Annotated in this window: 13 protein-coding genes; 9 read left to right on the top strand and 4 right to left on the bottom strand. The window is 65.6% G+C overall.

What is annotated here, in order from left to right:
• Positions 1–111: 111 nt before the first annotated feature.
• Positions 112–861, top strand: coding sequence for a class I SAM-dependent methyltransferase (locus ACE10Z_RS41810; protein WP_375785894.1), 750 nt, complete (start codon positions 112–114; stop codon positions 859–861).
• A gap of 32 nt (positions 862–893) precedes the next feature.
• Here the strand turns inward: ACE10Z_RS41810 and ACE10Z_RS41805 are convergent, their stop codons facing one another.
• The gene (locus ACE10Z_RS41805; RefSeq protein WP_375785893.1) at positions 894–1,850 is read right to left on the bottom strand and encodes a LysR family transcriptional regulator; all 957 of its coding nucleotides are present in this window, start codon (positions 1,848–1,850) and stop codon (positions 894–896) included.
• A 101-nt stretch (positions 1,851–1,951) separates the two neighbouring features.
• Here ACE10Z_RS41805 and ACE10Z_RS41800 point away from each other — a divergent pair, with 101 nt between their 5' ends.
• On the top strand, positions 1,952–3,133 hold the full coding sequence (locus tag ACE10Z_RS41800) for an MFS transporter (RefSeq protein ID WP_375785892.1): 1,182 nt from the start codon (positions 1,952–1,954) through the stop codon (positions 3,131–3,133).
• A gap of 22 nt (positions 3,134–3,155) precedes the next feature.
• On the top strand, positions 3,156–4,190 hold the full coding sequence (locus tag ACE10Z_RS41795; RefSeq protein WP_375785891.1) for an aldo/keto reductase: 1,035 nt from the start codon (positions 3,156–3,158) through the stop codon (positions 4,188–4,190).
• A gap of 30 nt (positions 4,191–4,220) precedes the next feature.
• On the opposite strand, the gene ACE10Z_RS41790 is transcribed toward ACE10Z_RS41795, so the two are convergent.
• Entirely contained in the window at positions 4,221–5,123 is a 903-nt protein-coding gene (locus tag ACE10Z_RS41790; RefSeq protein ID WP_375785890.1) for a helix-turn-helix transcriptional regulator, read from the bottom strand.
• Between the two features lie 293 nt (positions 5,124–5,416).
• Between ACE10Z_RS41790 and ACE10Z_RS41785 the strand changes: the two genes are divergently transcribed.
• Positions 5,417–7,057 (top strand): flavin-containing monooxygenase, encoded by a 1,641-nt coding sequence (locus ACE10Z_RS41785; protein WP_375785889.1) that lies wholly within the window; start codon positions 5,417–5,419, stop codon positions 7,055–7,057.
• Positions 7,058–7,192: 135 nt separating this feature from the next.
• Entirely contained in the window at positions 7,193–8,386 is a 1,194-nt protein-coding gene (locus ACE10Z_RS41780) for a serine hydrolase domain-containing protein (RefSeq protein WP_375785888.1), read from the top strand.
• 124 nt (positions 8,387–8,510) lie between these two features.
• On the opposite strand, the gene ACE10Z_RS41775 is transcribed toward ACE10Z_RS41780, so the two are convergent.
• Together ACE10Z_RS41775 and ACE10Z_RS41770 are read right to left on the bottom strand one after the other, a co-directional pair.
• On the bottom strand, positions 8,511–9,878 hold the full coding sequence (locus ACE10Z_RS41775) for a sensor histidine kinase (protein WP_375790055.1): 1,368 nt from the start codon (positions 9,876–9,878) through the stop codon (positions 8,511–8,513).
• Positions 9,879–9,883: 5 nt separating this feature from the next.
• Positions 9,884–10,558 carry a response regulator gene (locus tag ACE10Z_RS41770; protein ID WP_375785887.1) on the bottom strand — a complete coding sequence of 225 codons (675 nt, stop codon included), beginning with the start codon at positions 10,556–10,558 and terminating at the stop codon, positions 9,884–9,886.
• A gap of 327 nt (positions 10,559–10,885) precedes the next feature.
• Here ACE10Z_RS41770 and ACE10Z_RS41765 point away from each other — a divergent pair, with 327 nt between their 5' ends.
• The 4 genes from ACE10Z_RS41765 to ACE10Z_RS41750 are packed head-to-tail and all read left to right on the top strand — an operon-like array spanning position 10,886 to position 14,265.
• Positions 10,886–11,464, top strand: a complete 579-nt coding sequence (locus ACE10Z_RS41765) for a class I SAM-dependent methyltransferase (protein ID WP_375785886.1) — start codon at positions 10,886–10,888, stop codon at positions 11,462–11,464.
• A 10-nt stretch (positions 11,465–11,474) separates the two neighbouring features.
• On the top strand, positions 11,475–12,134 hold the full coding sequence (locus ACE10Z_RS41760; protein ID WP_375785885.1) for a DedA family protein: 660 nt from the start codon (positions 11,475–11,477) through the stop codon (positions 12,132–12,134).
• Positions 12,131–13,237: a UDP-2,3-diacylglucosamine diphosphatase gene (locus ACE10Z_RS41755; RefSeq protein WP_375785884.1), complete on the top strand. Its 1,107-nt coding sequence runs from the start codon at positions 12,131–12,133 to the stop codon at positions 13,235–13,237. The genes ACE10Z_RS41760 and ACE10Z_RS41755 overlap by 4 nt, the downstream gene beginning before the upstream one ends.
• Entirely contained in the window at positions 13,237–14,265 is a 1,029-nt protein-coding gene (locus tag ACE10Z_RS41750; RefSeq protein ID WP_375785883.1) for a glycosyltransferase family 4 protein, read from the top strand. The genes ACE10Z_RS41755 and ACE10Z_RS41750 overlap by 1 nt, the downstream gene beginning before the upstream one ends.
• The last annotated feature ends 135 nt before the right edge of the window (positions 14,266–14,400 follow it).

The following is a 14,400-nucleotide window of genomic DNA, read 5'->3' as shown; positions in this document are numbered from 1 at the left end:
ACGGACTTCAGCGAATCTTGACCCGACGCGCTCTTCCAGTTCTGCGCCAGCGCTGCTTTATACCGTTCCGCAGATCTCATCGCAGATGCCCGGCTCGCAGGAGAAGCAGCAATGTCACTGAACCCTACTGCCAGGAATTATCGTGTCGCGGTCGCCGCCTATGAGGCGGGCCGGCCCAGCTATCCGGCGGAGATCGTCGACGCGCTGCCGCTGCAGGCCGCGCGCTGTGTCGTCGATCTCGGAGCCGGAACCGGCAAGTTCACGCGCCTGCTGCTGGCGCATTTGTCCGAGACGGCGCGTCTGGTCGCGATCGAGCCCGTCGCCGAGATGTCGGCGAAATTCGCTAACGAAGCAGGGATCGAGGTCATCAACACCCGCGCCGATGCGATCGGCCTCGAAACCGGCAGCGTCGATCTCGTGACCTGCGCGCAGGCGTTCCACTGGTTCGACAACGAGCCGTCGGTCGCCGAGATCGCGCGGCTGCTGCGTCCTGGCGGTACGCTGGCGCTGGTCTGGAATAACAGGGATGACCGCGCGCCGTGGGTCGACGCGTTGTCGGTGATGATTGAGAAATACGCGGGAGACACACCCCGGCAACGCTCGGGACGCTGGCGCTGGATCTTGCAGGATCCCCGCTTCGCGATCGAGAAGGAAATCGTGCAGGACCATCCGCATCGGATGGCGCGCCAGGGCGTCTATGAGCGCGTCGTGTCGACGAGTTATGTCGCCAATCTTCCCGACGCCGAAAAAGCGGTCCTTCGCGACAAGACCGACGCCATCCTGCGTGAGGCCGGTCTCGGTGATGACGACGAAGTGGTGTTTCCTTATGTCACGCAGCTCTTCTTGCTGAAGCGCGTCTAGGTCCGCTCACGACATCGTCGCTGCGCGATAGCTCACTTGCCGATCACGACTTTCCATTTTCCATCCGCGCCACGCCGCAACGCCGGATCGCCGATCCGGATGTGCTGCGCGAGAAAATCGATGAAGGCGCGCACCCGCGCCGGCAATGGACCGGCATGGCCGACATAGACCGCGTGAATGTCCTCACGATCGCCGGGATTGAGGTTTTGCAGCACCGGCACCAGGCGGCCGGCCTCGATGTCGCGGCCGATGTGGAACAGCGCCAGCCGTCCGAGCCCGATGCCACCGAGCGTGAGCTGGCGCGCGGCCTCGCCGTCGCTGACGCGGGCGACCGGCGGCGGCAGCGCCTCCTCGATTTTTTCGGCGCGGCGGAACGGCCAGCCGCGGATGCTGCGCGGAAAGGTCCAGCCGATGCCGCGATGGGCGGCGAGGTCGGCCGGGGTCTTCGGGCTGCCGAAGCGCGCGAGATAGGACGGCGCGGCGACCACCACCATGCGGCTGGTGCCGAGCTTGCGTGCGATCAGGCTCGAGGCGACGAGCGGACCGACGCGGATCGCGACGTCGGCGCGCGCCTGCATCAGATCGACCAGCGTGTCGGTCAGCACGATGTCGAGCGTGATGTCGGGATGCTCGCGCATGAAACGCGGCAGCAGCGGCATCACATGCAGCATGCCGAACGGGATGTTGCTGTTCACGGTGAGATGGCCACGCGGAACGCATGAGGCGGCCTCGCGTTCGGCCTCGTCGATGTCGGCAAGGATGCGCTGGGCGCGCTGATAGAAGGCCTGCCCCTCCTCGGTGAGCTGGAGCTTGCGGGTGGTGCGATTGACCAGCCGCGTGCCGAGCCGCGTCTCGAGCCGGGAGACCAGTTTGCTGACGCCCGACGGCGTCAGCCGCAGGCTGTTCGCCGCAGCGGTGAAGCCGCCGAGATCGACGACACGGACGAACACGTCCATCTCGCCGGAGCGGTTGGTGTCTGTTCGGGACATCTTGAATTCACGTCACAAATGATTGGATTGCGGCCATTCTAATCCTTCCTCGCCCGGACCGCTATCTCGCATTGCGGAATCCTTACCCTCCGGAGCGACACATGCCTGCTGCAGTCCTTGCCTTGACCGCCGGTGCCTTTGGCATCGGCACCACCGAATTCCTCATCATGGGGCTGCTGCTGCAGGTCGCCGCCGATATGCAGGTGTCGGTCTCCGCGGCGGGGCTGTTGATCTCCGGCTACGCGCTCGGCGTGTTCGTCGGCGCGCCGATCCTGACGCTGGCCACGCGGCGGATGCCGCGCAAGGCGGTGCTGCTGGCGCTGATGGCGATCTTCACGCTCGGCAATGCGGCCTGCGCGCTGGCGCCGAATTACGAGCTGCTGATGGCGGCGCGCATTCTGACGTCGCTGGCGCACGGCACCTTCTTCGGCGTCGGCTCGGTGGTCGCGACCAGCCTCGTGCCGGAAGACAAGCGCGCGTCGGCGATCGCCACGATGTTCATCGGCCTGACGGTTGCGACCTTGCTCGGCGTTCCCTTCGGCGCATGGTTCGGCCTGATGCTCGGCTGGCGCGCGGCATTCTGGGCCGTGGCGGTGATCGGCGTGGTCGCCTTCATCGTGCTGGCGGTGCTGGTCCCAGGCCATGTCGGCGCCAACGACAAGCCCGCACCGCTGCGCGACGAACTCGCCGTGCTCGGCCGCCCGCAGGTCCTGCTCGGGCTTGCGATGACGGTATTCGGCTTCGGCGGGCTGTTCGCGGTCTTCACCTATGTGCAGCCGATCCTGACGCGGCTCACCGGATTTTCCGACGCCGCGGTGTCGCCGATCCTGCTGGTGTTCGGCGCCGGCCTTGCGATCGGCAACGTCGCGGGTGGACGGCTCGCCGACAAGGGAGTTGCGCGTGCGCTGCTGGTGTCGCTCGGTGGCCTTGCCGCCGTCATGGTCGCGCTGGCAGCGGTGATCTCGATCAAGGCATTGGCTGTCGTACTGTTGTTCGCGCTCGGCATCGCCGCGTTCGCGACCGTCGCGCCGCTGCAGCTCCGCGTGCTCGAAGCCGCCGGTGTGGAGGGGCGGACGCTGGCCTCCAGCCTGAACATCGCAGCCTTCAATCTCGGCAACGCGCTCGGCGCCTGGGCCGGCGGCGTCACCATCGATCGCGGCCTCGGCCTCGGCGCGCTGCCGCTGGTGGCGGCACTCATCACCGCGGTCGGGCTGCTGCTCGCGCTGTGGAGCCTGCGCCTCGACCGGCCGGTCGTCCTCGCCACGCAGTGCCCTGCCGAATGAATCCGATCAAAGGAGTATGACCATGGAATATCGCAATCTCGGCGCGTCCGGCCTGAAAGTCCCCGTGCTCAGCTTCGGCACCGGCACCTTCGGCGGCCAGGGGCCTTTGTTCTCGGCCTGGGGCCGCAGCGACGCCAGCGAGGCGCGACGGCTGATCGACATCTGCCTCGAGGCCGGCGTCAATTTGTTCGACACCGCCGATGTCTATTCGAACGGCGCATCGGAGGAGATCCTCGGCGCCGCGATCAAGGGCCGCCGCGACAAGGTCTTGATCTCGACCAAGACCGGCCTGCCGATGGGCGACGGTCCGCTCGATGCCGGCACGTCGCGATATCGCCTCGTCGGTTCGGTCGACGCCGCGCTACGCCGGCTCGGCACCGATTATATCGACCTCTTGCAGCTCCATGCCTTCGACGCCTTCACGCCGATCGACGAGGTGCTGTCGACGCTCGATGCGCTCGTCCGCGCCGGCAAGCTGCGCTATATCGGCGCCTCGAATTTCTCCGGCTGGCACCTGATGAAATCGCTCGGCATTGCCGAGCGGCACGGCTGGCCGCGCTACGTGGCGCACCAGGTCTATTACTCGCTGGTCGGCCGCGACTATGAATCCGAGCTGATGCCGCTCGCGCTCGATCAGGACGTCGGCGCGCTGGTCTGGAGTCCGCTCGGCTGGGGCCGCCTCACCGGCAAGATCAGGCGCGGCCAGCCGCTGCCGGCGAACAGCCGATTGCATGAGACCGCGCAGTTCGGGCCGGCGGTCGACGACGAGAAGCTTTTCGCGATCGTCGACGCTCTGGATGCCGTGGCCGCCGAGACCGGCCGCAGCGTGCCGCAGGTCGCGATTGCCTGGCTGCTCACGCGGCCCAGTGTCTCGTCCGTGATAACAGGCGCGCGCGATGAAGCGCAGCTTCGCGACAATCTCGGCGCGGTCGGATGGTCACTCTCGGCAGACCAGATCGCGCGTCTCGACAGAGCGAGCGCGGTGATGCCGGCCTATCCATATTACCCCTACCGAATCCAGGACGGCTTTGCGCGGCTGAACCCGCCGCCGGTGTGAACCGGCCGCGGGCCTGCCGGCGTCACGGTCTCAAGCCTGCACGGAATGCTCGCAGACTTGCCGGCGGTATTCAGCCGGCGTGACGTTCATGTGCTGCCGGAACACGCGATTGAGGTGGCTTTGATCGGCAAAGCCGCTCAGCAGCGCGATCTCCTTCAGCGCAACGCGGTCCTTGCGCAGATGCTGGCACGCGTGCTCCACCTTGCGCCGCAGGACATAGGCGTGCGGCCGCGTGCCGTAATGCACGCGGAACTTGCGGGCGAACTGGATCGGCGTGCAATGGCAGATGTTCGCCAGTTCCTCCAGCGTGATGTTCCGGAAGATGTTCTGCTCGATATAGTCCTCGATCAGCCGGGCGTGCGCTGGGCGAAAGCGCCCTTGCGCGCACGGCATCTTGAATTCGATCGCCGCATATTTCCGCAGGATGTGCACGCTCGCCTGCAGCGCCAGCGCGTCATAGCAGAGGCGTCCGCCCGGGCCGCCTGCGGCAACCTCCTGAACCATCTGGTCGTTGATCCAGGTCAGCATCGGGTCTTCGGCCTTGAGCAGGTCGTGAAGCTCGATCGCTTCGGCGTCGCGGTCGAAGGCATCGCTGGCGGTCTTCGTCATGAGGGCAGGGGCGATATAGAAATGGGTGACCTCGATGTCGTTCTTCCAGTGCCAGCTCGATGGCTCGGCGCGGGTCAGCAATGACGTGACGCCGCGACCGACGTGATCCTGCTTCCACGTGCCGGTGACGCGACGGTTCATCGACGTCACGCCGTCGCGATAGAGTACGAGCAGGAAGTTTTCCGACGGGGGGACCCAGATATCCGATGGCTGATAGCGGAAGATCCGCAGCCGGAAATCGTTCCTCCCGACTGAGGCGCTGTCCAGCTTCAGCTCACCGGGCGCATAGCGCGGCAGCTCCTCGACCGTGATCAATTGGCCCATCGCGTGAGCCTCCTCCGTGGAATCCGTGGCGCGGTTGACCGCTTCTTCTTGGCTGGACGTCTGAGCGCAGGATAGGCCGCTTTCGCGGTTTGCCAAGGCGACCAACGGCCGATGGCTCGATCGCACGGCGGCGTTCCAGAGATTGTCGGTTTCATCCAAGCCGCTCGGTCGCGCGGCCCGTAACCTGCTCAGCGTCCCGGCGACAACGCTCGAGACGCAATTGACGCAACGCACCATCCCCCGGCGACACGGTGGGCATGAGCGGGTGCGAAGCAAGACAACAGGAGGAAACGATGACCGAGACCGTCACAAGGTCGAATGGAAGCAATGGTGCGCGTGCAACGACCAAGCTCGACGCCGTGGTCGTGGGCGCCGGCGTCGCCGGTCTTTATCAATTGTTCCGCCTGCGTGAGCAGGGGCTGAGCGTGAAGGCGATCGATGCCGGGTCAAGCGTCGGCGGCACCTGGTACTGGAACCGTTATCCCGGCGCGCGCTTCGATTCCGAAGGCCACACCTATCAGTACCTGTTCTCCGAGGAACTCTACAAGGGCTGGAGCTGGAGCGAGCGGTTCCCGGGCCAGCCGGAGATCGAGCGCTGGCTGAACTACGTCGCCGATCGCCTCGATCTCAGGAAGGACATCCAGTTCGGCACCACGGTCAAGAGCGCGCACTTCAATGAAGCGACCCAGCGCTGGCTGGTGACGACCGACAAGGGCGAGGTGATCGACGCCCAGTTCCTGGTCACCTGCTGTGGCATGCTCTCGGCGCCGCACGTGTCCTTCCCGGGACAGGAGACCTTCAAGGGCGAGCTGTTCCACACTGCGCGCTGGCCCAAGGGGCCGATCGAACTTGCCGGCAAACGTGTCGGCGTGGTCGGCAACGGCGCGACCGGAATCCAGGTGATTCAGTCGATTGCCGGCGAGGTCGGTCATCTCAAGGTGTTCATCCGCACCCCGCAATACATCATTCCGATGAAGAACCCGAAATGGGACGCGGCCGATGCGGAGGCCTACAAGTCGAAGTTCAAGTTCCTGACCGAGCGGCTGCCGAAGACGTTCACCGGATTCGAGTTCGACTTCGAGCACGCCTGGGCCGACCTGACGCCGCAGCAGCGCCGCCAGGTGATCGAGGACTGCTGGAATGACGGATCGCTCAAATTGTGGGTTTCGTCCTTTGCCGAATTGTTCTTCGACGAAGCCATCAACGCCGAGATCACCGAGTTCGTGCGCGAAAAGATGCGCGAGCGGATCAAGGATCCCAAGCTGTGCGAACAGCTGATTCCGTCCGATTACGGTTTCGGCACGCACCGGGTGCCGCTGGAGAGCAATTTCCTCGAGGCCTTCCACCGGCCCAATGTCGAGATCGTCGGCGTCAAGAACAATCCGATCGCCCGCATCACGCCTGATGGCATCCAGACCGCCGACGGCACGGTGCACGCGTTCGACGTCATCATCCTGGCGACCGGCTTCGACGCCGGGACGGGGGCGTTGACGCGGATCGACATCCGAGGTCGCGAGGGGCGATCACTGAAGGACGATTGGGGCAGGGACATCCGCACCACGATGGGCTTGCAGGTCCATGGCTATCCGAACCTGTTCACGACCGCGGTACCGCTCGCGCCCTCGGCCGCGCTCTGCAACATGACCACCTGCCTGCAGCAGCAGGTCGAGTGGATCGCCGATTGCATCAAATATCTGCGCGGCAAGAACCTCAACGTCATCGAGCCGACCAGGGATGCCGAGGATCAGTGGGTGGCGCATCACGACGAGACCGCCAACGCAACGCTGATCGCCAAGACCAACTCCTGGTACCTCGGCTCGAATGTCGAGGGCAAGCCGCGCCGGGTGCTGTCCTATTGCGGCGGTGTCGGCACCTATCGCCAGAAATGCGACGAGGTCGCCGCGAGCGGCTATCAGGGCTTTGCCATGCAGTAGCGCCTGCAACTGGATTTGTAGCCCGGATGGAGCGAAGCGCAATCCGGGGCCGGTGACACCGGCCGCATCAGCCCCGGATCTCGCTTCGCTCCATCCGGGTTACAGGTCAACATCACAAAGTATGGGAGGACGACAATGAGCATGAATTTTGGTGCGGCAGCAGATGCGATTCTCGACGGCGTCGTGACATCCAACCCGCGCGTTCCCGGCGTCGTTGCCATGGTGACCGACCGCCATCGCAACATCTACGAAGGCGCAGCCGGCAAGCGCCGCCTCGACCAGGCCGCCGACATGACCACCGACAGCGTGTTCGCTATCTTCTCGACCACGAAGGCGATCACCGGGACGGCGGTCCTGCAACTCGTCGAGGAGGGCAAGCTCGATCTCGACGCGCCGGCCAAGACCTACGCGCCCGACCTCGGCAAGCTCCAGGTCATCGAGGGTTTTGACGACAACGGCGAGCCGCGGCTGCGTGCGCCGAAGCGCGACATCACCACGCGCATGCTGATGGTCCATAGCGCAGGCCTGGGCTACGACTTTATCAATCACACCTATAATCGCCTGGCGCAGGAGAAGGGGCAGCCCAGCGTGATCACGGCGTCCAAGGCCTCGTTGATGACGCCGCTGCTGTTCGATCCCGGCGAGCGATGGGAATACGGCACCAACCTGGATTGGTGCGGCCAGATCGTCGAGTCGATCGCCGGCCGCCGGCTCGGCGAGGTCTTCAAGACGCGGATCTTCGAGCCGCTTGGAATCCAGGACACGGCATTTGAGCTCACCGATGCGATGCGCCGCCGGCTCGCCGGGATTCACGCCCGCAACGCCGACGGCTCGCTCACGCCGATGGATTTCGAGCTGCCGGCCAATCCGGAGATCCATATGGGTGGCCACGGGCTCTACGGCACCATCGGCGACTACATGCGCTTCATCCGGATGTGGTTGAACGACGGCGCCGGCGAGCATGGCCGGGTGCTGAAAGCCGAAACCGTGCGGATGGCGGAGAAGAACCATCTCGGCAACAACAAGGTCACCGCGATTACCGGCGTGATCACCTCGCTCGCCAACGACGCCGAATTCTTCCCCGGCCAGTCGAAGTCATGGGCGCTGAGCTTCATGATCAATGACGAGCAGGCTCCGACCGGCCGCCCGGCTGGCGCGCTCGGCTGGGCCGGTCTCGCCAACCTGTTCTACTGGATCGATCGCCAGAACGGCTTCGGCGGATTCTGGGCGACGCAGATCCTGCCGTTTGGTGATCCGACATCCTTCATCGGATACATCAATTTCGAGACCTCGTTCTACGAGGCCCTGAAACTGCGCAAGGCTGGCTAGAACGTTTTCGAACGACCTGGACACAGGTTCGCGTCAAGAAAACGCGCCAAAGCAAGAAGCGAGAGCGCCGTTCCGATTCCATCGGAGCGGGCTCTTGTTCCGCGCCGCGGCTAGCTCCGCTCGATCAGCACGCCGGCTGAACCTTCGGGAACACCATGCGCATGCAGGCGCCGCCGGACGGCGCCTGATCGACCTCGATCCGGCCGCCGTGCAGACGCATGATGCTCTGCACCAGATCGAGGCCGAGGCCGGCGCCGCGCCCGCCCGGATGTAGCCGGCGGAACGGCTCCAGGATCTGCTCGCGCTCGTCGCGTGGAATGCCGTCGCCGTCGTCGCAGACCTCGATCCGGCCCGCTGCCGCGACCCGAACCAGGATCGTGCCGCGCCGCTGCCCGTGGTCGACGGCGTTCTGCACGAGATTGGTGAGGGGCCGTTCGAGTGCGGTCTGGTCGCCGGTCACCATGACCGTCTCGACATCGTGCTCAAACGACATTTCATATCCCGCCGCGAAAGCGAGCGGCGCGAGGTCAAGCACGACCTGTCGCGCGATGCCGACGAGATTGACGGGGCCGAACGTGTCGGCGCGCTGATCGAGCCGTTGCAGGTCCAGCAGCTGGCCCGCCATGACGCTGAGGCGGGTGGCGTCCTCGAGCAGATGGGTCTTCTCAGGTCCGGCCTCCAGCGAGGCGACCCGGGTCGAGAGTATAGCGATCGGCGTGCGGAGCTCGTGCGCGGCATCGGCAAGGAAGCGGCGGTGGCGTTCGTAACCCTTGTCGAGGCGGTCGAGCGCGGCATTGATGGCCTTGACCAGCGGGGTGATCTCGATCGGCACCTCGTCGAGCGGCAATTGCACGCCGCGCTGGTCGATGTCGATGCGTCCGGCCTGCGCCGCGACCTGCGCGAGGCCCTTCATGGCCCGGCGCACCACGAACGGGGTCGCGACCAGTGTCGCCAGCGTCATCAGCACGACGATCGGCAGGATCATGTTGAGGAACAGCAGCGGTGTGCTCTCCAGCGCGCGCCACATCGAGAGCTGTCCGTATGTGCCGGTCAGGATCTGGATCCGTCCTGCCGAGGTGTCGACCCATTTGACGAGACCCGCAGGCCGCGTGGCTTCCGCTGCATTCCATTTGAGCCGCGCCTCGCTGACATGATCGAGGCTTGATGCGATCGGCGCGAATTGCGCGGGCACGGCGCCTTCGGCCAGCTGGTGTCCTTCGGCGTCGCGGATGATGAACCAGAGGTCGGCGTGCTCGCCGCGCAGGGCGGCCAGCTCCGGCGTTTGGCGCAGCGTCAGTCCGCCCGCTTCATCGCGGGTGACGGCGCCCCGCAGCGTATCGAGCGTGCTGCCTTCGTACTCGCCGATCAGCAGTCCCGCCCGCAGCAGCCCGATGACGGCGGCTCCGATCAGCAGGATCAGAAGGGTCAGCGTGACGGCTTGCAGGCCCGCGAGGCGCCCGACCAGACGCCATGTGAGGGACCGCGGTCGCAGCACACTCACGGTGTCTCCCGCAGCACATAGCCGAGGCCGCGAACGCCGTTGATCGTGACGCCGGCGTCGGCCTCGGCGAGCCTGCGGCGCAAACGCGACACATGGGTGTCGAGCGCATTGGGCTGCACCTCGTCGTCGAGGCCGTAGACCGCCTCCATCAACGCGGAGCGCTGCACCATGCGTCCCATCCGATGCAGCAGCGTCTCGAGCACCAGCCGCTCGCGACGCGGCATCTCCAGCGGACGTCCGTCGACGCTGGCCTCGCGATGGGTGAAGTCGAACGACAGGCGGCCGATCCGCGCAGCGTCCTGCTGCACATTGGCCGGGCGGCGCAGCAGCGCGCGCAACCGTGCCAGCAACTCCTCGAACGCAAACGGCTTGCCGAGATAATCGTCGGCGCCGCTGTCGAGACCCGAGATCCGGTCCGCGAGCTCGCCGCGGGCGGTCAGCACCAGCACCGGCACGGTGTTGCCGCTCGCGCGCAATTTCGGAATCAGCGACAGCCCGTCGCCGTCAGGCAACTGGCGATCCAGCACGATCGCATCATAGCTTCCCGCTGCGGCAATCGCCTCGGCCTCCAGAAGATCCGGCGCGTGATCGACCAGCATGTCGTGGCGCGCGAGTGCCGCGCGCAGCGCCGCGACCATGTCCGGCTGGTCCTCCACCAACAGCACCCGCATTTCGTTGTCTGCCTCGGTTCGTCGTTCGATTTGCCGGTTTTATGTCCGATTCATTGCGGCAACCTTGCGGCTTGCTCAACCTGAATGCGTCGCGGCGTGAAAAATCGTAGGCGCCCGGATTCACGACAGGCTCGCGCAAGCTTCGCATGAGACAGAGACGTGCATCGGGGCGGTCGAATCGTCCCAACACCGACCGGCACTGCTCAACCGACGGGAGCCTACCACACATGATGGGAGGCACCCGCAATGCGAAAGATACGCGAATGGCCTTGTTAACGAACTTCCGCCGAGGCATCGGCAACGCGCTTATCGTGCGGGAGCTCCAGCATGTCGGCCGCTGACATCCTGCCGTTCGTCCGCGCCTGGGTGCGCAATCCGTTGCGTGTTGCCGCAGTTGCGCCGTCCGGGCCAGCGATCTCGTCCCTCATGGCACAGGAGATCACGCCGGACACCGGTCCGGTGCTCGAGCTCGGCCCCGGCACGGGCGTCTTCACCCGCGCTTTGCTGAAGCGTGGCGTGAGGCAGCAGGATCTGACGTTGGTGGAGTACGGCTCCGAGTTCATCCCGCTACTGCAGCGGCGCTTTCCGGGCGCGCGCGTGCTCTGGATGGACGCGGCCTGGCTGCGGAGGGAGGGGCTGTTCGACGGGGCGCCGGTCGGTGCGGTCGTGAGCGGCCTCGGGCTTCTCATGATGCCGCCGGAGAAAGTCATAACCATCCTGCACGGCGCCTTCGGCTATCTCCGCGCCGACGGGGCGTTCTACCAGATCACCTATGGTCCGCGTTGTCCTGTCGCAGACGCGATCCTGGATCGCCTCGATCTGCAGGCGAGCTGCATCGGGCAGACGTTCTTCAACCTGCCGCCGGCTTCCGTGTACCGGATCAGCCGCCGCCACTCCCACGCTTGATCGAGGCGCCATGGACACGTCGAGCACGATCGCGATGTTTCTGCACTTCGGCCTGGTAGGAGTTGGCTGCCTCGCCGTCGCCGAGAAGTTCGTTCCGCTGCTGCCGTCCTACGTGCTGCTGATGCTGCTCGGCTTGACGGTCTCCGACGGTTCGATGCTCGCGATGACCATCCTCGCGACCAGCGCCGGGTCTGTCGTCGGTGCTATCGGCTGGTACGGGCTCGGGCGCGCGCTCGGCTCGCGGCGCATCGAAGGGCTGGTGGCGCGCTATGGCAAGTTCGTGTTGCTGCGGCCCTCGCTCTACCGACAGCTCACCGACGCCTATCGCGGCAATCATTTCTGGGTGACCCTGATCGGTCAGACCCTGCCCACCGTGCGGATCTACCTCGCGCTCCCGGCCGGTGTATTGCACCTGGAGCCGCGCGCCTTCGTGATGGCGACGGCCATCGGCACCGTGATCTGGAACATGCCGTTCCTCACTCTTGGCTATGTCCTGCGCGGCAGCGGCCATGATCCGATCAGCCTCGGCTTCTGGGTGGTGGTCATCCTGATCGCCGTGGAGGTCGCGCTGTTCCTGGGATTTCGCTTCTACAAGCGCTCGCTCGCGCCGCAGCCTTTGGCGAAGCCGCTCGCTCTCCCCTCACGCTTGCCGGTGGAGGAAGGCGCATGAGAGGCCTGTTGTCCCGCCTGCGGCCGGGCTCGGATACGCTCGAGCGTGCTGCTGCGACCCTGCTGGTCCTGGCCGCGAGCTATCAGTTCGGTCACGCGGCTTCCGGCGGGCGATATCGCGCGGCTGAGTTCGCGCTGCTGGTCCTTATCGCTGGCATCTATTGGCACCGTTCGATCTTCAGGCGATGCGCCAGCCGCGATGTCACGAAGGTTCTCGCGGGATTGGCCGACGCCATGGCGGCGGCGTTTCGGCCGGACGGCGGCAAGGCCGACTCCCAATTCGCGATGCATGGGACTGGCGATCACACGCCGAGGGATGTCGTCAAGGTCAGGAGCCTGTTCGTCTCCGACGTCCATCTCGGGACCCGGGGATGCCAGGCTGAGCGGTTCATCGACTTTCTTCGTCACCATGATGCCGAGACCGTGTTCCTGGTCGGCGACATCGTCGATGGCTGGTGTCTGCGGTCGAGCTGGTATTGGCCTTCAGCGCACAATGCGGTTGCGCGGGAGCTGATCGAGCTCGCGCAACGGGGCTGTCGCCTGGTCTACATTCCCGGTAATCACGACGAGTTTCTGCGTGACTATGCCGGCGCGGCGTTCGGCGGCGTCGAGATTGTCGAACGGGCGGTCCATCGTGGCCTCGACGGCCGCGATTACCTCGTGGTTCACGGCGATCATTTCGATCTCGTGGTGCGCCATGCGCGCTGGCTCGCGCTGATCGGCGATGCCGGCTACCGGGCCGCGCTCGCCTGCAACGTCTGGCTCAATTGGATCAGGCGCCGATGTGGTTTCGGCTATTGGTCGTTCTCGTCCTGGGCGAAATTGCGGGTCAAGAATGCGGTCAACCACATCGGCCGGTTCGAGGAGGTGCTGTCGTCGGAGGCCACGCGCAGCAACGTTCAAGGCGTGATCTGCGGTCACATCCACCATGCGGCGCTGCACGACGATTTCGGCGTCCGCTACATCAACACCGGGGATTGGGTGGAGTCCTGCACGGGCGTGGTCGAGCGCCATAACGGGCAGTTTGAAATCGTCCGATGGACGGAGGCGCGAACGACGCTGGATGCGGCGGAGCTTGCGCCGCTCGCGCAGGCGGTCGCCTGATGCGCGTGCTGGTGGCAACCGACGCCTGGCGGCCGCAGATCAATGGTGTGGTTCGTTCGCTCGAATACCTTGCCAGCGAAGCGCCGTCGCTCGGCGCGGAAATCACCTTCTTGACGCCGGCCGATTTCCGCACCGTGCCGCTGCCCGGCTATCCGGAGATCCGGCTCGCGCTGCCGTCGCTCGGGCGGATCGAGCGCGCGATCGCGGCTGCGCGCCCGGACTCGGTGCACATCGCGACCGAAGGTCCGATCGGCTGGATCAGCCGGCATGTCTGCCGGACACGGGGCTATCCGTTCACGACCAGCTATCACACGCGTTTTCCCGAATACCTCGCTGCGCGGCTGCCGGTCCCGCTGCGGTGGAGCTACGCGGCGTTGCGCCGTTTCCACAACAGCGGAGACGGCATCATGGTCGGCTCGCCGTCGCTCGAGCAGGCGCTGAAGGCACATGGGTTCCGCAAGTTGATGCCGTGGTCGCGCGGCGTCGATGCCGAGCTGTTTTGCCCGCGTATAGAGCGGCCGCTCGCCTTCCCGGCGCCGGTGTTTCTCTATGTCGGCCGCGTTGCGGTCGAGAAGAATCTCGACGCCTTTCTCGGTCTCGACCTGCCGGGCTCGAAAGTCGTGGTCGGGGACGGGCCGCTGCGCAGCAGCCTGCAGGCCCGGTTTCCGCACGTCCATTTCCTCGGCACGCGGACCGGCCGGGCGCTCGCCGATGTCTATGCGTCCGCCGACGTCATGGTGTTTCCAAGTCTGACCGATACGTTCGGGATGGTGATCCTCGAGGCGCTGGCCAGCGGCCTGCCGGTTGCGGCCTTTCCGGTCATGGGACCGCTCGATGTGATCGGCAAGTCGGGCTGCGGTTGTCTTGATCACGATCTGCGTCGCGCGGCGCTCGGCGCGCTGCGGGTGCCGCGCGAGAAATGCCGCGCCCATGCCCTGACCTTTACCTGGCAGGAAAGTGTGCGGCAGTTCCTCGACAACATCGGGCGGGCGCACGCCTCGCCGGCGCGCGCAGCAGCCGCGGGCTGACTAAAGCGCGATGAGATCAGGTTGAAATCGGCTTGGCGCGGTCTCGGTTCACCTCTCCCCGTCGGGGAGAGGTCGGATTGCGAAGCAATCCGGGTGAGGGCTCTTGCTCTCGATAGACCATAACCCCTCACCCGA

The organism is Bradyrhizobium sp. Pha-3, assembly GCF_042258615.1.
Taxonomy (GTDB): domain Bacteria; phylum Pseudomonadota; class Alphaproteobacteria; order Rhizobiales; family Xanthobacteraceae; genus Bradyrhizobium.
This window is presented reverse-complemented; position numbering and strand designations above follow the sequence as displayed.